20 protein-coding genes are annotated in these 19,336 nt (G+C 37.2%); 9 read left to right on the forward strand and 11 right to left on the reverse strand.

The features are described from left to right. Positions 1-331 precede the first annotated feature (331 nt). The 3 genes from PN450_RS23100 to PN450_RS23110 all read right to left on the reverse strand — a co-directional run bounded on the left by PN450_RS23100 (position 332) and on the right by PN450_RS23110 (position 2,747). Positions 332-793 (reverse strand): tetratricopeptide repeat protein, encoded by a 462-nt coding sequence (locus PN450_RS23100; RefSeq protein WP_015083659.1) that lies wholly within the window; start codon positions 791-793, stop codon positions 332-334. Between the two features lie 4 nt (positions 794-797). Then, positions 798-1,739: a homogentisate phytyltransferase gene (locus tag PN450_RS23105; protein WP_271837688.1), complete on the reverse strand. Its 942-nt coding sequence runs from the start codon at positions 1,737-1,739 to the stop codon at positions 798-800. A gap of 165 nt (positions 1,740-1,904) precedes the next feature. Continuing rightward, positions 1,905-2,747: a methyltransferase domain-containing protein gene (locus PN450_RS23110; protein WP_213714531.1), complete on the reverse strand. Its 843-nt coding sequence runs from the start codon at positions 2,745-2,747 to the stop codon at positions 1,905-1,907. A gap of 181 nt (positions 2,748-2,928) precedes the next feature. Between PN450_RS23110 and PN450_RS23115 the strand changes: the two genes are divergently transcribed. From PN450_RS23115 to PN450_RS23125, 3 genes are all read left to right on the forward strand, one after another. Next, positions 2,929-4,263 (forward strand): TrkH family potassium uptake protein, encoded by a 1,335-nt coding sequence (locus PN450_RS23115; RefSeq protein WP_271837689.1) that lies wholly within the window; start codon positions 2,929-2,931, stop codon positions 4,261-4,263. Positions 4,264-4,519: 256 nt separating this feature from the next. Next, positions 4,520-5,863 (forward strand): P-loop NTPase fold protein, encoded by a 1,344-nt coding sequence (locus PN450_RS23120; RefSeq protein WP_271837690.1) that lies wholly within the window; start codon positions 4,520-4,522, stop codon positions 5,861-5,863. Further along, positions 5,823-7,157, forward strand: a complete 1,335-nt coding sequence (locus PN450_RS23125) for a tetratricopeptide repeat protein (RefSeq protein ID WP_271837691.1) — start codon at positions 5,823-5,825, stop codon at positions 7,155-7,157. Before PN450_RS23120 ends, PN450_RS23125 begins: the two co-directional genes overlap by 41 nt. Before the next feature lie 220 nt (positions 7,158-7,377). On the opposite strand, the gene PN450_RS23130 is transcribed toward PN450_RS23125, so the two are convergent. The 4 genes from PN450_RS23130 to PN450_RS23145 all read right to left on the reverse strand — a co-directional run bounded on the left by PN450_RS23130 (position 7,378) and on the right by PN450_RS23145 (position 9,124). Beyond that, positions 7,378-7,596 (reverse strand): type II toxin-antitoxin system HicA family toxin, encoded by a 219-nt coding sequence (locus PN450_RS23130; RefSeq protein ID WP_190392752.1) that lies wholly within the window; start codon positions 7,594-7,596, stop codon positions 7,378-7,380. Beyond that, a complete protein-coding gene (locus PN450_RS23135) occupies positions 7,596-7,838 on the reverse strand; it encodes a type II toxin-antitoxin system HicB family antitoxin (protein WP_015083654.1) in 243 nt (80 codons plus the stop codon). Before PN450_RS23135 ends, PN450_RS23130 begins: the two co-directional genes overlap by 1 nt. Positions 7,839-7,912: 74 nt before the next feature. Next, positions 7,913-8,605: a Uma2 family endonuclease gene (locus PN450_RS23140; RefSeq protein ID WP_271837692.1), complete on the reverse strand. Its 693-nt coding sequence runs from the start codon at positions 8,603-8,605 to the stop codon at positions 7,913-7,915. 69 nt (positions 8,606-8,674) lie between these two features. Further along, complete coding sequence (locus PN450_RS23145; RefSeq protein ID WP_271837693.1) at positions 8,675-9,124, reverse strand: hypothetical protein; 450 nt, start codon at positions 9,122-9,124, stop codon at positions 8,675-8,677. A 107-nt stretch (positions 9,125-9,231) separates the two neighbouring features. Between PN450_RS23145 and PN450_RS23150 the strand changes: the two genes are divergently transcribed. Continuing rightward, positions 9,232-9,927, forward strand: a complete 696-nt coding sequence (locus tag PN450_RS23150) for a potassium channel family protein (RefSeq protein WP_168634208.1) — start codon at positions 9,232-9,234, stop codon at positions 9,925-9,927. A 185-nt stretch (positions 9,928-10,112) separates the two neighbouring features. On the opposite strand, the gene queA is transcribed toward PN450_RS23150, so the two are convergent. Then, a complete protein-coding gene (gene queA / locus PN450_RS23155) occupies positions 10,113-11,243 on the reverse strand; it encodes a tRNA preQ1(34) S-adenosylmethionine ribosyltransferase-isomerase QueA (RefSeq protein ID WP_213718326.1) in 1,131 nt (376 codons plus the stop codon). A gap of 192 nt (positions 11,244-11,435) precedes the next feature. Between queA and PN450_RS23160 the strand changes: the two genes are divergently transcribed. After that, a complete protein-coding gene (locus PN450_RS23160) occupies positions 11,436-11,825 on the forward strand; it encodes a hypothetical protein (RefSeq protein ID WP_015083649.1) in 390 nt (129 codons plus the stop codon). 52 nt (positions 11,826-11,877) lie between these two features. Here the strand turns inward: PN450_RS23160 and PN450_RS23165 are convergent, their stop codons facing one another. Continuing rightward, positions 11,878-12,318 carry a YraN family protein gene (locus PN450_RS23165; RefSeq protein ID WP_015083648.1) on the reverse strand — a complete coding sequence of 147 codons (441 nt, stop codon included), beginning with the start codon at positions 12,316-12,318 and terminating at the stop codon, positions 11,878-11,880. A gap of 14 nt (positions 12,319-12,332) precedes the next feature. Here PN450_RS23165 and PN450_RS23170 point away from each other — a divergent pair, with 14 nt between their 5' ends. Beyond that, positions 12,333-12,836 (forward strand): pentapeptide repeat-containing protein, encoded by a 504-nt coding sequence (locus PN450_RS23170; RefSeq protein WP_168652326.1) that lies wholly within the window; start codon positions 12,333-12,335, stop codon positions 12,834-12,836. 55 nt (positions 12,837-12,891) lie between these two features. Here the strand turns inward: PN450_RS23170 and PN450_RS23175 are convergent, their stop codons facing one another. Continuing rightward, positions 12,892-13,503: a Uma2 family endonuclease gene (locus tag PN450_RS23175; RefSeq protein WP_168634824.1), complete on the reverse strand. Its 612-nt coding sequence runs from the start codon at positions 13,501-13,503 to the stop codon at positions 12,892-12,894. Positions 13,504-13,632: 129 nt separating this feature from the next. Between PN450_RS23175 and PN450_RS23180 the strand changes: the two genes are divergently transcribed. Together PN450_RS23180 and PN450_RS23185 are read left to right on the forward strand one after the other, a co-directional pair. Next, positions 13,633-14,523 carry an ATP adenylyltransferase family protein gene (locus tag PN450_RS23180; RefSeq protein WP_271837694.1) on the forward strand — a complete coding sequence of 297 codons (891 nt, stop codon included), beginning with the start codon at positions 13,633-13,635 and terminating at the stop codon, positions 14,521-14,523. 95 nt (positions 14,524-14,618) lie between these two features. Continuing rightward, positions 14,619-15,977 carry a cysteine desulfurase-like protein gene (locus tag PN450_RS23185; RefSeq protein ID WP_271837695.1) on the forward strand — a complete coding sequence of 453 codons (1,359 nt, stop codon included), beginning with the start codon at positions 14,619-14,621 and terminating at the stop codon, positions 15,975-15,977. A 114-nt stretch (positions 15,978-16,091) separates the two neighbouring features. On the opposite strand, the gene PN450_RS23190 is transcribed toward PN450_RS23185, so the two are convergent. Continuing rightward, positions 16,092-18,365: a RelA/SpoT family protein gene (locus PN450_RS23190; RefSeq protein WP_271837696.1), complete on the reverse strand. Its 2,274-nt coding sequence runs from the start codon at positions 18,363-18,365 to the stop codon at positions 16,092-16,094. A gap of 279 nt (positions 18,366-18,644) precedes the next feature. Here PN450_RS23190 and patD point away from each other — a divergent pair, with 279 nt between their 5' ends. Beyond that, on the forward strand, positions 18,645-19,001 hold the full coding sequence (gene patD / locus PN450_RS23195; protein ID WP_271837697.1) for a heterocyst frequency control protein PatD: 357 nt from the start codon (positions 18,645-18,647) through the stop codon (positions 18,999-19,001). The last annotated feature ends 335 nt before the right edge of the window (positions 19,002-19,336 follow it).

Here is a 19,336-nt window from a genome sequence, read left to right on the forward strand (position 1 = left end):
CATCACATTGCTACCCCCCTTTCCCCTTGTAAAGGGGGGAAACAATAAAAATCCAGTTCCCTCCCCTTTACAAGGGGAGGGTTAGGGTGGGGTAAAAAATATTTGATACATCAACCATAACTTTTCAAACACCCTCTTAGGATTGATAATAACAATAAGTAGGGATATAGCATAACTGTATCCCTCATCAAAAATCGGATGGATAAGGATAGTCAAAATGTGATTATAATTATCTGCTTCTAATAAACCTGAAATCTCTCAAGTAATAAAAGAAGCAAATGGACTATTAATTTAACATCAATAATCCCAAAAATCATCAAAATCCTAAAAATCACAGTTTAGACATTTTATCTAACAAAACACTAACCTTTTTAGCCCTTTCTGGTTGACGCTGTTTTTGCAATAATTCCTTTGCTTGAACTAAATTACTTTTCGCTTCTACTTCCTGTTGTTCCTGCATGAGAATATTCGCTAAACGTAAATAAGCATCAGGATTTTTGGGACTACTATCAATTACTCCACAAAATAACGCTTTTGCTTCAGCAATTTGTCCCTTCTGATTTAAAATATCTCCTAACAGCAAACGTACCATATCATTGGTAGAGTTGATAGCAATGACTTTTCTCAAAGCTATTTCAGCATTTTCAAAATCTTTAGCTTGATAAAAATTGATGCCTTTTTGAAATAAATTAGAAGTAATCAATGTTTTGATACTTAAATAACCAAGAATGGCAAGACCAAAAATGACTACGGAAATGGCGATAATATTGGAAGTAGGAAATGTTGCTAACATGAGTTTAAGCTAATAAACAGGAAACAGGAAAAATTAGATATTCAATGAAAAACAATTTCCAGATAAATTGATAGAAATTAGTAATGGCTTGTTTGTCTTGTAAATCAACTCCAGCACCTTGCCACCACATCACAATTAAAGCTACTGTATGAGTGATTAAGATGAAGATAGTGTTAACTTCCGCAAGATGGAATAACGCTACTAAAATCATACCTCCATAACAGATTGTTAATACCCAAAGTGCGAGACTAAATACTTTTTGTTGTCCGAGTTGGAGGGTGAAAGTTGTGATATTATAAACTCTATCTCCTTCCATATCAGGAATATCTTTGAAAATAGCGATCGCAAATGTAAATACCAAGATAAACACCGTTAAAGCCCAAACTGCACCCGGAATCCCTTGGCTTCTTTGCAATACCCAACTAAAATGCAAAAACAAACCTAAATTAACAATCGTTCCCCGCACCGAAAAAATACATAAAGCAGCCCAAAATGGAAACTGTTTTAAACGAATTGGTGGTAAAGAATAAGCCGTACCAATTGCTAAACTTATCGTTACCATACCCATTAAAAATGGTCCCGTTAGCCATGCTAAAGCCAAAGCCACAATACCAGTAATAATAACAATTAATTGTCCTTGTCCTCTGGTAAATTCTCCCGACGCTAAAGGTAAATCTGGTTTATTGATTTTATCAATGTCAATATCTTCCAATTGATTCAAACCAACAATATAAATATTGCCACAGATACAAGCAATCCATGTTGCTAAAATTTGACTAATATGCAAACCAGAAAACTTTGTCGAAGTGACACCCAGGGTAATTAAATATAAACCCAAAACACTCAAAGTTGTTCCCATAATTGTATGGGGACGGGAAAACTTCCAAAAAGAATAAAACCAACTTCCTGGAAAAATAGCAGAACTTTGTTTATAAAATTGATTCATTTTTTGCTCTTTTTTGTTCGTAAGCACCTAAAGGAATTGAACTTATACCATTTCTTTATGAAACTGCGCCGAATTTCCTAACCTTATCTTTTTCTTCTCTGTGTCCTCTGTGCCTCTGTGGTTCGTTTATCCTTAAATTGAGTACATCTTTAAACAGAATTGGACTTATTTTGTCCCGCGTAATAATCCAAATCTAACTAATCCAGTTTCATAACCTCGACGCATTAAACCTAAAGATAATGCCCCCTGAATTGTAGTCCAACCAGCCATTAATAAACCGATAAATGCTTGGGGTGTAAACGCTGAATCAATGACAACATTCCAAAAAGGTGCAACTGCGGTTGACCAATCAGCCGTGCGAATATGATTTAATGGTAATTGCCAAGCGATCGCTTCATACTCCGCTAAAGAAATCACATAAGGTAAACAATAGACTCGATAAATATCCTCTAAGTGCTTTTGCTCATCCGTTGTTAGTGGTGACTTATCCGTATTTCGATGACACCATGTCACCATAATCAAAGTTCCACCGGGCTTTAACACGCGATAACACTCTTGTAAAAACTTAGTTTTATCTGGCATATGTTCACCGCTTTCCAGTGACCACACCAAATCAAAAGAATTATCATCAAAGGGCATTTCTTGGGCATTGGCAACCATGAACCTAGTCTTTTGACTCAAACTCATTGCCAAAGACCTTTCGGTGGCTCTAGCAGCTTGTACAGGACTCAATGTAATTCCCGTAGCATTGGCCCCAAACTTATCAGCTAAGTATAAAGAACTACCACCAATTCCACAGCCGACATCAAGAATATTTTCAGCACCCTTAACATCTGCCCATTTTAGCAACTCTTCAATTAAATCAATTTGTGCCTGACGGCGTTCTTTTACCTGTTTACCATCTACACCATAATAACCGTGGTGCATATGTTCTCCCCAAATCTGTTCCCACAGACTGGAAGAAGCATCGTAAAATTCCTGAATTTGTTTGTAAAGTATTTGACTCATGAATTTAATAATTAAAAAATGACAGGAAATTGAAAAAAAACTTATTCTTAGGCTACCATCTATGTTTTTAATTAGATAGGGATATTTTTCTGCCTGGGAATAACTCATTAATTCTACCTTGGTAAGATGTCAAAATAGCCTAATTGCACAAAGTTTATTTATTTTTCATTTTTAATTACTTATGACTGTTGCGCGGACAATTTGTTTGGGCTTTGTCGCTGTCATTCTCTTGGGAGCAATTCTCTTGACAATGCCTTTCTCTACTGGTAATGGTAATTGGAACGACCCAATTGTTGCCCTATTTACTTCAACTTCGGCGGTTTGTGTCACAGGTTTAGCAGTGGTAGATACTGGTACTGATTTTTCGTTTTTAGGTCAGTTGTTTATTGCCTTATTAGCCCAAATTGGTGGTTTAGGTTATATGACAACTACCACATTTTTAATGTTATTAATTGGCAGAAAATTTGACCTGCGACAAAAAGTAGCAATTCAACAAGCTTTAGACCGTCCAGGCATGAGTGGTAGCAGTCAAATTATCCGTTCTATTATTGCGACTACCTTATTATTTGAACTCACGGGAGTATTTTTATTAATGATAGTCTTTGTTCCCGAAAAAGGTTGGCAAGAAGGAACTTGGTTAGCAATTTTTCACAGTGTGAGTGCTTGGAACAATGCTGGATTTAGTCTATTTAAAGATAATTTAATTGGCTATCAATCTTCTCCTTTAGTGATTATCACAATTGGCTGTTTAATTATCTTTGGAGGTATTGGTTATCAGGTCATTTTGGATATGTATTTGTGGTTACGTGACCGCATAGTCAAAAAAACAAGTTATTTAGTATTCTCTCTAGATTTCAAAGTTGCTACTAGCACAACTTTAATATTATTAGTGTTAGGAACAATTGCAATTTTCTGTATAGAAATCAGAAACGATAGCGTCTTTGGACAATTAAGTTTATCTGATAAAATATTAGCCGCTTGGTTTCAGTCAGTTAGTACCAGAACCGCTGGTTTTAATAGCATTGACATTGGGAAAATGACTAATGCTGGATTATTCATTATGATTTCTTTGATGTTTATTGGTGCAAGTCCTGGAGGTACAGGAGGAGGAATCAAAACAACTACTTTACGAGTGCTTACCAGTTGTACAAATGCAATTCTTCAAGGCAAAGAAGAGGTATTATTATATAATCGAAAAATAGCCATTTCTTTAATTTTGAAAGCTGTTGGGGTGGTCTTTGGTTCACTAGCAACAGTGATTGTAGCTACGGCTTTAATTAGTATTACTGACCCCAAATTGGCTTTTATTCAAATTCTTTTTGAAGTAGTATCAGCCTTTGGCACAGTCGGACTTTCTACAGGAATTACAGGGACTGTTTCTATTGCAGCAAAATTGATTTTAATTCTCACAATGTATATTGGTCGAGTTGGTGTTTTACTATTAATGTCATCTATATTAGGTGATCCTCGTCCTAGCAGAATCCACTATCCCGAAGAAAATCTCCTTGTTGGATAATCACCAATTACCAATTGATATCGAACTCAGGAAGAACGGAAATTAGATACCACATTCCCCAGTTATTATACTCAAAACGGCTTGATTGTTTGATTCTAAACGTAGGGGTTTAGCTCTTGCTTTACCCCTACACGTCTGGGTTCTTTGTCATTTGGCAAAAGTTTAAATCTCACCCGTGTTTAGTATAACTTGCTGGTGGTGGTAGGGAAAATGTCAATAATCAACTAAAATTTAAGTTGAGTCTATAACTTTATCTATGAATCAACCTAACTTTCAACGTGCAAATACTCTAAAATCTGCTTATAATGCTTGCACTTTAGAACCACTAGAACCTGCGGAAATTTCAAAATACTATGTTGATTTATCAGCAGTGCGTAAATCTTCAGCCGTTGAGGGTGTAAGCACAATTTTAGAGTTTCAAGAATCTGGAGATTATACCACTATTTTATTTACTGGACATCGAGGTTCAGGTAAAAGTACAGAGTTAAAAAAGATTCAAAGTCAATGGGAACAAAATTATCATGTCATTTATTTAGAAGTAAATGAAGAAACAGATATTAATGATGCTAATTATACAGATTTATATTTAATTGTAATTAAGCAAGTTGAATTTACTTTGCGGAAATTAGGGTTAAAGTTTGAACAAAAATTATTAAATAGTTTTGAAAATTGGTTTAAGGAAATTACCGAAGAAAATGAAGAAAGTGTAGAAAAATCTGTCAGTGTGGAATCAGAAGCAAGTTTAGAAGGTGGTGCGCCATTTATTGCAAAATTAATGGTGAAGTTATTGGCACAAATCAAAGGTTCTGATAAACAAAAAACTACAATTCGCCAAACTTTAGAAAAGGATATTTCTCGACTCAAGGCAGATATCAATCTATTGCTAGATGACGCTTATGGTAAATTGAGAAAAAAATATCCAGAATATAAAGGTCTATTAATTATTTTTGATAACTTAGATCGTGTTCCCCCTGCGGTTGCAGATCATTTATTTTTTGACTATGCAGCCCAATTACAAGAACTGCATTGTACAATTATTTATACAGTTCCTATTTCTATTCTTTGTTCACCGAAAAAACCTCTAGCTTTATTTGATGGTGAACCGCACATTGTGCCAATGGTGAATATATACCAATTTGATCGGAATGTGCGTGATTTAAACTATAATCAAATTGGATTGGATGCAGTAGCAAGTTTAATTGAAAAACGAGTAGATGTTAATGCTGTGTTTAATTCCCGTGCAGAATTGCTAGAATTAGCTAAAGCTAGTGGTGGTCATGTGCGTCAAATTATGCAAATGATGCGGGCTACTTGCTTACGCGCCAGCACCAAAAATCATAGTAAGATTGAAGCTGAAGATGTTGTTTATGCTGTGAAACAACAACAATTTAGTTTTGAAAGATTTATTCCTGAAGAACATTATCCAGTTTTAGCGCAAGTTTACGTGAATAAAGATGTGAGTAAAGATGATATTGGCCAGTTAATGCTGTTTAATACTTCTGTTTTAGAATACAATGGCGATAACAGATGGAATTATCCTAACCCAGTGGTGAAGCAAAATGAATTCTTCCAAAAAGCACTGGCAGAAATTACAACATGATTTTAACGCCGAATTGGGGCAATTTGTCGCCCTGAATCAAGATATTTTGGCGGAATTATTGACCTTTATTGACTTTTCTGAAAAGTTTACTTTAGGATTTATTGAGATTAATTTTCCTCCTGATGGAGATTTATTAATTGAGGCATTAACAACAAATTCCCAATGTGAAGAAATTCAATTTGTAATTCTCAAGTTTACTGATCCTAATTTGCGCTTTTTGCGTGATGCTATTATTCAGGGATTGGCGAATATTGAGAAAGAAGCAAATAAAAAGTTAGTATTAATTATTCAAGGTTTAGAAAAATCTATTGGTGTGTTTGGTGAATATCCACCATTTTTACAAGATTTGAATTTTGTCAGAGACGCTTATAAAAAAACCGTTCCTTATCCTATATTATTTATTTTACCAGATTACGCTATTAACCGTTTAGCTAAATTTGCCCCTGATTTTTGGGCTTGGCGTTCTGGTGTATTTAGATTTAAAACTTTAGAAAAAACTAAAGAAAATGCAATTGCTCAAACTTTACAATCTCATATAGAAATTGACAGAGTAGAACCACAGGAAAAACAAGAACGAATTGAGATTTTACAAAGTTTATTGATGGAATATAAACCTACCTGTGAGCAAACTAATGATGGTAATTTACGCAGGTATAGTAATATTTTATTGGAGTTGGGAACAGCTTATATTAGTCAACATCAAGCAAAAACAGCGAGGGAATATTTAGCTGAAGCTTTACAAATTGCTGACAAATTAGCAGATGTTAATTTTAAACGTCAGGTTTTAAATAAAATTGGGGATGCTTTTGCTGAGGAAAGAAAGTTTGAAAAAGCGATTAATTATTATCAACAAGGTGTAAATATTGCCAAAGAACTAAAAAACCGGAATGGTGAAAATTTTGCTTTGTTTAGATTAGGTAATGCTTATTTCGATTTACGGCAATTTTTAAAAGCCAAAGAATATTATCAACAGTGTTTAAAAATTTATCAGGAATTAGGGAAGAGAAATTCTCAAGCTGGTACCTACCACCAGTTGGGAAGAGTAGCCCAAGAAATGCGGGAATATGCCCAAGCACGGGACTTTTATCAACGAGCTTTAACTATCTGTATCGAATTTGGCGATAGATATTCTCAAGCTAGTACGTATGGACAATTAGGGTTACTTGCAGCAGTACAGGAAAATTATGCAGAAGCTAGAACAAATTTACAAAAAGCGTTAGAGATATATGTTGAATATGAAGATGAATATAGCGCGAATATTGCGAGGGAGATTTTAGAGGGATTACCAGAGTGATAAAATAAATACGGTTGTTTTGTTTGCTTTCACAACCGCCCGGAAATGAATTATGGCTTACGCCACGCTACGCTATCAGGGCTAATAGCCAAAGTAAACTAAAGTTTACTAAACAATTTTCAGGTTATTTAGTCATCTTTAGATGACTTTTGCTATGAGACTGGGAATTCATTCCCAGACGGGTTAAAGGTTTTGCGTTAAATAGAAAAATAATAAATTTTTAAAGCACTTCCCATTCATCTCTGTTAATTTGAGCTTGTTTTAATATCTTTGCTAATAAGCTTTTGCTAATATCTCCTTCATGGGGATTAGGAATTATTAATCTCACATCATCTCTAACCATAAATTGATGTCTTGTCCCTGAATATGGACCCTCAAAGCCAATTTGTTTCAGGTAATAAATTAAATCCCGGCGACTAATAGGTGCAAAGCTTGGCATCAAGCTACATCCTTTTTCAAAGCAAGGTAAATACCATCTAACTCAGGTATATTATGTCCTAACTGCAATCCTAAAACAATCCATTCTTCTAAAGATTGTTTTAATTCTTCCCGACAATTTTCCAGTGTAGGTGCATTGGCATATAAACCTTGTAATTCAGGGACTTCAGCGTAAAAAGTACCATCTTCTAAAAGTTCATATTTAGCGCGTTTTAAGGCTGATTGAATGTAGTCTGTTATCATTTGTTTTGTCTAATAAGCCTATTTCTCTGATTAAATTGTAATCTGAAAATCAAAATCCCACTTAAATTATATCATCAACCTGATAAACGCCGTAAAAATTCCGTGTGTTCTGGTGAATTTAATCCTGTTTGCAATACTTCTAAAACCTTAACCATATCTCCTGCTAATAATGCCGTTACAGATAACCATAATCCGGGCATAACTTGACTTTTAATAATTCCCTCTGTATCAGGTTGCAGTAATATATATTCACTGTCATGTAACCCAAACCAATCTAATTTATTTTCTAAACTCTGCCAAACAAGATATTCCTGAATGCCGTTCCGTTTATAGGCTTTTTTCTTATCATATAAATCATAAGCTGCACTGCTGGCAGCAATTTCCGCGACTAATTCCGGTGCGCCTTCAATATAATCATCATCGGTAATTCGAGATTTTCCACCTAAACTTTCATCAATTAATAAAACTCCATCGGGTTGAGGTTCATTATCCTGATCTAATCTAATGGTGGGTTCTATTCCTAATTTAATTCCGGGGGTATAAATTTGATAATTTCCTAACCAAATCATCAATTTAGCATGGGGTTCTGCATGACGTTGAAAGCGTAAAGGTGAAGCCACGTAAACTACTCCTTCGATTAATTCAGCTTTTTTAATATCGAGACTTTCAGTATAACGACGTTCAAATTCATGGCGTGATAAGCGATCGCCATTTTCTAATGGTAGAATTTGAGGAGTTGGGTTAGTTTGTGACCGCTGCATTACCATTTGCTATACCTCCAAGAATTAATTGACACAATCAGCAGAGGACGGGAAAACCCGCCCCTACATCATAAACTATTTGGCTGGGGGTAAAGTTCCACCACTAGCAGTCGGTGGTTCGGTGTAATCACAAAAGATATTTACCCCTATTTTGAGGATATATAAAACTATAACGGTCGCAATGGCAGGATCAAGAGGTAAACCACTGGATGAAGCTAAACCCACTAAGGAAACTATAACACCAGTGAGTAAAGGAGAACTGCCCGGATTTCTGGTATATTCTCTGAGTTGACCACGAAACCCGTCATCACCACAAAGTTCATTTCGCAAGGCTTTGAGGGTGATTTGTAAAAGTGATTTATCTCCCCCCATCATAGCTTGACCATTTTTTTCTTGCCATAAATCTTGAAAAGCCGTTTCCATGTCGCCATTGTGCTTTTCTAAATGATCCATTGCTTCCAGTCCAGGGGTATAATCAGGCATTAATTCCCGCATAGCTTTGATTTCGCTGTTAGTTATTTGCATAGCTAATTTAGGTGGTTTACTTAGTAGTATCAAAATCAACTACATTATGGACAGGGATTATTCATTCCGTATTTAGTGTACCAATTACCAATTACCAATCACCAATTATGAATCTTTCATCATTAAAATTTCTTCGCAGTTTACGTAAAGATAACCACCAATTTGCTGTAATTGGGTTAGGTCGTTTTGGTCGTTCCGTTTGTTCAACACTGCATAATTTAGGTTATCAAGTATTGGCTACAGATGTGAACGAAAAGCAAGTTTCTGAAGCTTTGAACGAACAAATTGTTGGTCATGCTTTGCAACTAGATTCAACCGAACCAGCAGCACTAAAAGAAGCCGGAATTTTTGAATTTGATACCGTAATTGTCGCCATTGGTAACTACGTTCAAGAAAGTATTATTACTACTTTAAATGTGAAAGAAGGTGGTGTACCTCACGTGGTGGCAAAAGCCTCTAGTGAAGTTCACCGTAAATTATTACAACGAGTGGGAGCAGATCATGTAGTGTTTCCTGAATACGAAGCTGGTTGTGCTTTAGCACGCACACTTACTAAACCGGGAATTTTAGAAAGATTTGATCTTGACCCAGATAATAGTATTGTTGAATTAATTGTTCCTGATGAATTTCATGGAAAAACCATTGCTGAACTTCAACTTCGTAACCGCTATGGTTTAAATATGTTAGCTGTCAGTCATGATAGTAAATTTATCATTAATCCCGAACCAACTAAACGTTTAGAAAGAGGTTCTGCAATGGTAGTAATTGGTTGCAATAAAGATATAAATCGTTTACCAATATAGGGAACAGGGAACAGGGAATAGGGAATAGGGAATAGGGAACAGGGAACAGGGAATAATAATTTTTTCAATTAAGTAGGTGAACGGAAAAAAACCGTAGACGCGGAGCGGCTTCTCGAAGAGTAATATGTAACGAAAAGTAAAAAGTCATACTGAATCTAATCTAAATTAGATGATCCATCAAAAATTCATAATTTAATGCTTTTCCCTTCTGGTAATATCAGCATGGCATCACCAAAAGAATAAAAGCGGTATTCAGAAGTAATTGCTTCTTGATAAAGATCCAACAATCTTTCTCTACCAATCAAAGCACTAACCAGCATCAATAAACTAGAACGGGGTAAATGGAAATTGGTGATTAAACCCTCCACAACCTGCCATTTATACCCAGGATAAATAAACAAATTTGTCTTCCCCACAAATGGCTGTAAATCTCCCAATTGTGCTGCACCCTCCAAAGCCCTTACCGCTGTTGTTCCCACCGCAATAATTCGCCCCCCAGCAGCCTGAGTAGCCCGAATTTGCTCAACGGTATCAGCAGGAACTTCAATCCATTCTTCGTGCATAGCATGGGCAGTAACATCTTTTACTTCTACTGGGCGAAAAGTACCGATACCCACATGAAGAGTAATAAAAGCCTGATTAATGCCACAACTACGCAATTTTTCTAGTAATTCCGGTGTAAAATGTAATCCTGCTGTTGGGGCTGCGATCGCTCCTTCTTCAGCCGCATACACTGTTTGATACTGTTCATCAGCAGCCGTAGAAGCCGTGATATAAGGTGGTAGAGGAATTTGTCCAAATGTCCCCAACACCTGCAATAAAGGAACTTGCTCCGGTAACTCAAACTGTAATAATCGCCCCCCAGTTTCCGAATCTGACTCAACCACTGTCGCCTTTAATGTTTGTTTATTTCCCTGTTCCCCCGATGTAAAAATAATCTCATTGCCTATCTTAAACCGCTTTCCTGGCTTCACCAAAGCCAACCAGCAATTATGTCGCCGTTCCTCTACCAGTAACACCTCCACACTCCCACTCGTAGACGTATAGCCATACAACCGAGCGGGAATAACTTTAGTATTATTCATCACTAGCAAATCTCCCGGCTTTAACAGTTCCGGCAAATTACGGAAAATGTGATGTAGTGGTGGTATAGTCTTAGCGGTTTCAGGAGAATTTACCACCAATAACTTAGAACTATCTCTAGGAACAGCAGGGTTTTGGGCAATTCGTCCCGGTGGAAGTTCGTATTCATAACCAGACAACGAACAATCTAAATTGATATCTTGTGATTCTGCTTGTAGTATTTTTTGCTTCATATTAATTGAGTAATTGAGTAATTGAGTAATTGGTAATTGGGAAAATTATTTCTCCCTGCCCCCTGCCTTCTGCCTCCTGCCCAGATTGGGTAAATCTCCCCATAAAAGAACGGGTGCTTTTACCCTACCGGGAACTCCACCCCATTAACGAAGATAGATAGGTAGAACTAATTTTAATCCCATAACATGATGATGGAATACTTATACTATCTAGGCAATGCCACCCTCACCCTGAGAATCGTTCAATACCTACATGGTAGACCACAACTTCCCCTATCCTTTGTGAGCGTGATTCATCAAATTGATGGTTGGGTAGTCAGAATTAAATTCAAAGAAACAGTCTCAGATCAACAAGACGGCGATTTTCGAGCTTTCTTGAGTGAATTGGGAATTAGCTATCAACCACCAATGAGAGTGCAAATGGCGTTTTGGAGTTTAGAAGCCGGACAAACACCCGTAGACGTAATGCGTCGTTACCAAGTAGCAGTTGTTTCTCATGGTAGCCCGGAAAGGGAAGAAATTGAAGCATTTAGACAACAGTTTGTTCGAGGTTTAGGATATTGTCCAGAAACACTCGCTTAAACAGTTCTAAATTAAGTATCGCAAAGTAAAAATAATTTCGCCATAGCATTTATTATTTATCAAAAGCTGCCTCAATGTATTGTTGCAGTTTAAACTCATATCCAGATATAGATAAACGCTCTAAAAATTTGTCCCCAATAATTTTTCTAGTTTCTGGTTGATAGTGAACCAGTGCTACATCAAAGCGACAAGCATAATCAGCTTTTTGTGGATATTCAGCTAAAAATATTTCCGCCGTCCGCCAAATTTTTGCTTGTTTTTGGGGAGTAATGGCATTTTTTCCCCCCTCATCCCAATTACCAGAACTGCGGGTTTTCACTTCAACAAATGCCACAATTGAGTCTTGATATTGAGCGATAATATCAATTTCTCCCCAAGGACACCAAAAGCGACGCTGCAAAACTTCCCAACCTGTAGATTGTAACCATTTGGCTACCAGGTCTTCACCTATGTTACCAATATCTGCATAATTAAATGGAGAAGGATTAGCCATTAATTAACAATACCATGAATACTAAACATCGCAATTGGATAAGCATACTCAGTTTATTACTTTGGGCAATCATTTCCACCACAGCTTTAGCAAGTTTTGTCCCTACTGCTGTAGCACTGGAATATAACAAAGAAATTCTGATCAACTCTGATTTTTCTGGACGTGATTTAACAGACTCCAGTTTTACTAAATCAAATCTTCGTTACAGTAATTTTAGTAACTCTAATTTAAGTGGTGTGAGTTTCTTCGCCGCCAATTTAGAATCAGCAAATTTACAGGGAGCAAACCTAACTAATACTACATTAGATTCAGCGCGATTGATTAAAGCCGATTTAACCAACGCCATATTAGAAGGAGCATTTGCCGCTAACGCCAGATTTGATGGTGCTATAATAGATGGTGCAGATTTTACCGATGTACTACTGCGTCAAGATGAACAAAAGAAACTATGTAAGTTGGCAAAAGGTACTAATCCCGTGACAAAAAGGGATACAAGAGATACTTTATATTGTTCTTAGATCAGATCAGATACCCGGCTTCTTAAACAAGTCGGGGATCTGACGCTTACAGTATTTATATATTTTGTAAAATTTGTGAAAGTGTTAATTTGAGTTCTGGAAATAATGGCGATATAATTAAATCATCACCTCTAAATTGATTAACTATGTATTCATCATCAACTAAAGAATAAATAGAAATAGTCGGTTGTTTAGGATTACCAATAAATCTTTTACCACCGAAAGCACCATAATCAACTATCCAATATTCAGGAATACCCATTGATTCATAATCGTTGGTTTTATGAGTATAATCTGTTTGCCAATTACTGCTAACAATTTCTATCACTAAAGGAACTGAAGCAGCTTGAGTAATGGTTGATTCTTTTTTCCACAACGGTTCATTAGGTAAGTTAGCAGGATTGAGTAATAAAATATCAGGTGAATAGGCAGATTCAGATTTTGGTGTTTTGATTAATGTTGTTTTAGGTATAAGGTAAGAAAGATTAAGTCTATCTAATTCTCCTGATATCTTACGGGCTAAAAAACCAATTACGAATTCATGATCTCCTACTGGTGGGTTCATTTCTACAATTTCTCCATTGTGTAATTCATAACGTGATCCTGTTTCTGGATAGGATTGGATAAACTCCTCAAAGCTGACTGATTTGGTTAAGGTTTGAACCATGATTCACCTCTTGAATGGTGATAATTTGCTGATTTTAATTATACTATATAGAAATCCAATATTACCAGAAATTATTAATTTTACCCAACCAATTTATGATATAAAATTGTTAGTTATCTCCTATAAAATATGCACCAGCAAGAAATTCGACTGAAACCCGGTACATTATGGACAAGGATCAAAAAAACCACCGAACTCGCTTTAAAATCTGGAGCTTTAAAATCTATTCCTACAGAGTTGGAAATTTTTGAAAAAGATGGAATCAAGTTTGTTATCAGAATTTTAGAAAATATCAACCGCAAAAACGCTGATAAGGCTAAAAAAGATCAAGAAGCTACTAAAACTGGTAAAGAATTTAATCCTTTTTTACCCTACGAAGAAGATTTATTTGTCACAGATATCTCTAATACTCATGTTTGTATTTTAAATAAATTCAATGTTGTTGATTATCACTTATTAATAATCACCCGCGCTTTTGAACCACAGGAAAGCCTACTTACCCTAGAAGACTTAACAGCAGTATGGGCTTGTTTAGCAGAATTTAATGGGTTAGTATTTTATAACGGTGGTAAACTTGCCGGTGCGAGTCAACCACATAAACATTTGCAAATTGTTCCTTTTACAGAAACAGATATTCCCATTTCATCACTTTTGAAAACAGCAAAATTAGAAAATGATCTGGGAACTATTCCAGAATTTCCCTTTTTACACGCTTTCACTACGCTTAAAATGGGAGAAAGTGCAGAAGTAACCTTAGAAAAATATCATACTTTATTGCGAACTGTGGGAATTAAACCTCTAGAAAATAATATGCAATCAGGAGCATATAATCTTTTATTTACGCGAGAATGGATGTTAATTGTCCCCCGCAAACAAGAAGAATTTGAGAAAATTTCTGTCAACTCACTAGGATTTGCGGGGGCATTATTAGTTAAAAATCAACAACAAATGCAATTACTAAAAAATATCAACCCTATTAACCTTTTAAATAATGTTGCTTTTCCTAGACAACAAAATTGAATCTTAGACTACAATATGAGTTATTGTATTTCCTTTGCGTCTTTGCTCCTTAGCGTCTGCGCGCGAAACAAAAATCATAAAAAAGAGGAAAAATCATGGAATCTTTAGACATAAAATGGATTCGTTCCCAGTTTCCCGCACTCACACAAACAATCAACGGAAAACCAGCAATTTTCTTTGATGGACCCGGTGGCACACAAGTACCCGGTGGAGTATTAGACGCAATTAGTGATTATTTAGTCAGATCAAATGCCAATGCTCACGGGGCTTTTGCTACCAGTATGCGAACCGATGCCTTGATTATTTCTGCCAGGGCAGCGATCGCCGACTTCCTAGGATGCGATAATGATGAAGTAGTATTTGGCGCAAATATGACCACCCTCACCTTCTCCGTGAGTCGCGCTATCGGTAGAGAACTACAACCCGGTGATGAAATAATTGTTACAGATTTAGACCATGCTGCCAATATTTCTCCCTGGTATGCTTTAGAAGAAAAAGGTGTCATTATTCGGACTGTTGATATTAATATCGCCGACTGTACTTTAGATTTAAACGATTTAGAAAAAAAGATAAATTCCCGCACCAAACTAGTAGCAGTAACTTACGCTTCCAACGCCGTTGGCACAATTAATGATATTGCTAAAATAGTCAAACTCGCCCATAAATTCGGGGCTTTAGTATATGTTGATGCCGTTCATTATGCCCCCCATGCACCGATAAATGTTCATCATTTAGACTGTGATTTTCTCGCCTGTTCCGCCTATAAATTCTTTGCCCCCCATTTAGGAATCCTCTACGGAAAAAGAGAACATTTAACTAAATTTTCCCCCTATAAAGTTAAACCAGCATCAGAAGAAGTCCCTTCCAGATGGGAAACAGGAACATTAAATCATGAAGGTTTAGCCGGATTAGTAGCAGCAATTAATTATTTAACAAAATTAGGTTGTCATGTTTCCCCAACCTTAGATAACGAATTACTTTCATCCTTAATAGAAGCAGATAGAGAAGGCTTAATAACCTTCCATTGTCCTCGCTTTCTAACTGAACAAAAACAACCAAACCATGAATTAGCATCAGCTTATCATAGCCGACGAGCCGCATTATTAGTAGCAATGTCAGCCATCCAACAATATGAAAGAGAATTAAGCAAAAAGCTAATTTCCGGATTATTAAAAATCCCCGGTTTAAGCCTTTATGGTATTACCGAACCCAGCCAATTTACATGGCGGACACCAACCGTCTCTATTCGCATAGAAGGAAAAACACCAGAAACAATCGCCAAAATATTAGGAGAACAGGGAATATTTGCTTGGTACGGCAACTTCTACGCAGTTAACCTCACCGAAAAACTAGACGTAGAAACATCAGGTGGCTTATTACGCATAGGACTAGCCCACTACAACACAGCCGCAGAAATTGATCAACTGCTGCAAACCTTAAATGAAATCGTCTAAAACCTTTAAATTACAGCTATCTTCTTCCTTTGCGCCTTTGCTCCTTAGCGCCTACCCTTCGGGATCTCTAAGAGAGATTGCGCGAAACAAAATTGAAAATAGCTGTAAACCCCACTAACCGCAGTCCTCAACCTCACAAACCCGACGAATATTGAGAATATCACTCATTTTCTTGAGTTGCACAAATAAATGTTCCAACTGAGAACAATCGCGGACATCAATACCCAAATTCATCAAAGCGGGTTGTCCCAAAGAAGTTTTCACTTGAGCATGACGGACATTAATCCCCTGGTCACTCAAACGTGACAAAACATCTTTTAATACTCCCACCCTATCCATAGCCTCAATTTGTATATTAATAGGATAAGTATGAGTACGACTGCGGTTTTCCATAGCTAAATTCCAGCGGACTGGGACTAAACGCTCATACTCAACAGGATCTACATTATGACAGCCTTGGCGATGAATAGAAATTCCCCTTCCTCGCGTCACTACACCCACAATCGCTTCCCCAGGAATGGGAGTACAACAGCCAGCGATATGATGAACCAAACCCTCCATACCAATAATTGGGGAATCACTAGCACGGGAACTAGTGGTTAACATATCCCGTGAAGTTTTTGGCGTTGGTTCTTTGGGAATAAATGGAACAACATCACTTACAGGTTGTCTAGCTTTGACAATTTCCCGCCACCGGTTCAGTGCTAAGTTTGAGGTAATTTCCCCATAACCCAAACCGGCGAGTAAATCTTCCACACTGTGATAATTACATTTTTCCGCCACAGTTTGCATAGCGTCTGATTTGAGCAAATTCTCAAAACCAGTTTTCCCCAATTCCTTCTCTAATAAATCCCGTCCCCTAGCAACATTTTCTTCCCGGCGCGATCGCTTGTACCATTGTTTAATTCTATACTTCGCAGCCGAAGTGCTAACAAAATTTAACCAATCTAAGCTGGGATGACAATTCTTTTGGGTAATAATATCCACAATATCCCCATTATGCAGACGCGTGGATAAAGGAACAATCCGCCCATTGACTCGCGCCCCTGCACAGTGGTTTCCCACTTCCGTATGAATCCGATAGGCAAAATCAATACTTGTAGAACCAGGACTTAAGGGAACAACATCCCCCTTTGGGGTGAAGACATAAACGTCATCTTCAAATAGATTGTCTTTAACACTATCTAAGTATTCCTGAGCATCCTTTAAATCACTTTGCCAATCTAGCAACTGCCGTAACCAAGTAAATTTTTCATCAGTGCTTGTCACAGGAGTATTTTCAGAACCCCCAGTTTCTTTATACTTCCAATGGGCAGCAATACCATATTCCGCGATATGGTGCATTTCCAAAGTCCGAATTTGCACTTCCAACGGGCGGCCAGTCAAGCCAATTACTCCGGTATGCAAAGACTGATAATGGTTTGGTTTAGGCAAGCCAATGTAATCTTTAAATCTACCAGGAATGGGACGAAAAGAATCATGAACCACTGCCAAAGCCCGATAACATTCTTCATTGGTTTGAACAATAATTCGCAGCGCTGCCAAATCGTAAATTTCATGAAATTCCTTTTGCTGCCGCTGCATTTTTTGATAAATGCTATAAAGGTGTTTAGGACGACCACTAATTTCCAGACAATTAACACCAGCTTTGAGTAACCGACGGCGTAAAGTATCCGTAGCTTTGAGTAATTTTTCTTCCCGTGCCGTGCGTTTTTCCGCGACACATTGCTGAGTTTCTCGATAAGCTTCTGGTTCTAAATATTTAAATGCTAAATCTTCTAATTCCCATTTAATTTGCCAAATCCCTAAGCGATTCGCCAAAGGTGCGAAAATATCTCGTGTTTCCTGGGCGCTGCGTTGACGACTAGCTTCGGACATATATTGAAGGGTTCGCATATTATGCAAACGGTCTGCCAGTTTTACCACAATTACGCGAATATCTTGCGCCATAGCCAAAAACATTCGCCGGAAATTTTCCGCTTGACTTTCGGTTTTGCTAGTAAAATTTATTTTCGACAGTTTGGTAACACCTTCTACCAATAGCCGCACTTCTGGTCCAAACCGGGCTTCTATATCTTCACTTGTAACTTCTGTATCTTCGACTACATCATGAAGTAAGCCGGCTGCTATCATAGCCGGACTACCACCTAATTCACGGAGTATTTCCGCTACAGCAACAGGATGGGCAATATACGGTTCTCCTGATTTCCGAATTTGACCCCCATGCAGTTCATATGCAAACTGAAAAGCCCGACAAATTAAGGCATTACCGTTATACGTTCGGTCTTCTTCCTCTGTAAGTATCGGTGCTGGTGGTTCGATTAAACATTTGTTAAGCCAGTCTGGGAGAACAACATCAACAGGGGGTTTGACAGCTACACTACTCATAAAATTAAAAAGGTAATTTGTGGATAGGTTGGGAGAAAAGCAGAATAGACAGCACGCCTATAAAATAGATGCTGTGGACTAAAGGCTTAGAGATGATGCCCTAATGGCTTATAATCATCATCCATTGCAGGTTTTGTTCAAACATAATAAAAAACCTATTGACGGCAAATCAAGCCTCAAAGTAAGATTTTGAGACTTGTGATTTTGAACAGGAAGAAGGGAAAGTTTGGGGATATAAGAAAATTTTCTTGACATTAATACTATCTTAACTAGCAACAGATGTCTTTTAATTGTGATAAATATCAGGAATTGGCAACATTTCTAGATGAGTTTCGAGCTAATGTAACGGCAGGTAAACTTAATTTACAGAAATTAAAGCAGAATGTAGCCCAGTTGCAGGGATTTTTTATCCAGCAAATTGTGCCTTTGGTTGATGCTAATTCGCGGGAGCAATCCTATAAAACCGAAATAAGTAAGCAGTTGCGACTATTGGAAGTAGATATGATGTTTCTTCAAGGAGCAAAGCAATTAACAACTTTACAAGCTAGGTTGAAAACTATTGAGGAACGCATTAATACTCTGATTGGGTATTGTCAAGCTATTACCCAGCCTACGGAAGCGCAGGAATCAAAGTAGGAATTTGTTTCGCGCCATTAGTTACCTTATTTGTTTGGCTTCCACACCCGCCCAGAAATGAATTTCCGGGCTAATAGCTAAAGTTTACTAAAGTAAACTGAGGATTTAGACAATTCTTAGTCATCTTCAGATGACTTTTGCTATTAGACTGGGAATTAATTCCCAGGCGGGCTATGGGTTTTACGTTAAGTTGACACCAATGGTCTCACGCAGAGACGCTCCAGGCGCAAAGGAAGAGTTTGAGAGATGGAATTTTTGCCTCTTGATGGGGAATAATACAATGATATACCTTGTCACAGTAGAGCAAATTTAAACCAATATGGACTGGACAACAC

The organism is Dolichospermum lemmermannii CS-548, from assembly GCF_028330815.1.
GTDB lineage: Bacteria > Cyanobacteriota > Cyanobacteriia > Cyanobacteriales > Nostocaceae > Dolichospermum > Dolichospermum lemmermannii.

Bases quoted from the DNA above. Each gene is read 5' to 3' on its own strand.
- PN450_RS23100 (WP_015083659.1), bottom strand. From the start codon at position 793: ATGTTAGCAACATTTCCTACTTCCAATATTATCGCCATTTCCGTAGTC.
- PN450_RS23105 (WP_271837688.1), bottom strand. From the start codon at position 1,739: ATGAATCAATTTTATAAACAAAGTTCTGCTATTTTTCCAGGAAGTTGG.
- PN450_RS23110 (WP_213714531.1), bottom strand. From the start codon at position 2,747: ATGAGTCAAATACTTTACAAACAAATTCAGGAATTTTACGATGCTTCT.
- PN450_RS23115 (WP_271837689.1), top strand. From the start codon at position 2,929: ATGACTGTTGCGCGGACAATTTGTTTGGGCTTTGTCGCTGTCATTCTC.
- PN450_RS23120 (WP_271837690.1), top strand. From the start codon at position 4,520: ATGAATCAACCTAACTTTCAACGTGCAAATACTCTAAAATCTGCTTAT.
- PN450_RS23125 (WP_271837691.1), top strand. From the start codon at position 5,823: ATGAATTCTTCCAAAAAGCACTGGCAGAAATTACAACATGATTTTAAC.
- PN450_RS23130 (WP_190392752.1), bottom strand. From the start codon at position 7,596: ATGCCAAGCTTTGCACCTATTAGTCGCCGGGATTTAATTTATTACCTG.
- PN450_RS23135 (WP_015083654.1), bottom strand. From the start codon at position 7,838: ATGATAACAGACTACATTCAATCAGCCTTAAAACGCGCTAAATATGAA.
- PN450_RS23140 (WP_271837692.1), bottom strand. From the start codon at position 8,605: ATGGTAATGCAGCGGTCACAAACTAACCCAACTCCTCAAATTCTACCA.
- PN450_RS23145 (WP_271837693.1), bottom strand. From the start codon at position 9,124: ATGCAAATAACTAACAGCGAAATCAAAGCTATGCGGGAATTAATGCCT.
- PN450_RS23150 (WP_168634208.1), top strand. From the start codon at position 9,232: ATGAATCTTTCATCATTAAAATTTCTTCGCAGTTTACGTAAAGATAAC.
- queA (WP_213718326.1), bottom strand. From the start codon at position 11,243: ATGAAGCAAAAAATACTACAAGCAGAATCACAAGATATCAATTTAGAT.
- PN450_RS23160 (WP_015083649.1), top strand. From the start codon at position 11,436: ATGGAATACTTATACTATCTAGGCAATGCCACCCTCACCCTGAGAATC.
- PN450_RS23165 (WP_015083648.1), bottom strand. From the start codon at position 12,318: ATGGCTAATCCTTCTCCATTTAATTATGCAGATATTGGTAACATAGGT.
- PN450_RS23170 (WP_168652326.1), top strand. From the start codon at position 12,333: ATGAATACTAAACATCGCAATTGGATAAGCATACTCAGTTTATTACTT.
- PN450_RS23175 (WP_168634824.1), bottom strand. From the start codon at position 13,503: ATGGTTCAAACCTTAACCAAATCAGTCAGCTTTGAGGAGTTTATCCAA.
- PN450_RS23180 (WP_271837694.1), top strand. From the start codon at position 13,633: ATGCACCAGCAAGAAATTCGACTGAAACCCGGTACATTATGGACAAGG.
- PN450_RS23185 (WP_271837695.1), top strand. From the start codon at position 14,619: ATGGAATCTTTAGACATAAAATGGATTCGTTCCCAGTTTCCCGCACTC.
- PN450_RS23190 (WP_271837696.1), bottom strand. From the start codon at position 18,365: ATGAGTAGTGTAGCTGTCAAACCCCCTGTTGATGTTGTTCTCCCAGAC.
- patD (WP_271837697.1), top strand. From the start codon at position 18,645: ATGTCTTTTAATTGTGATAAATATCAGGAATTGGCAACATTTCTAGAT.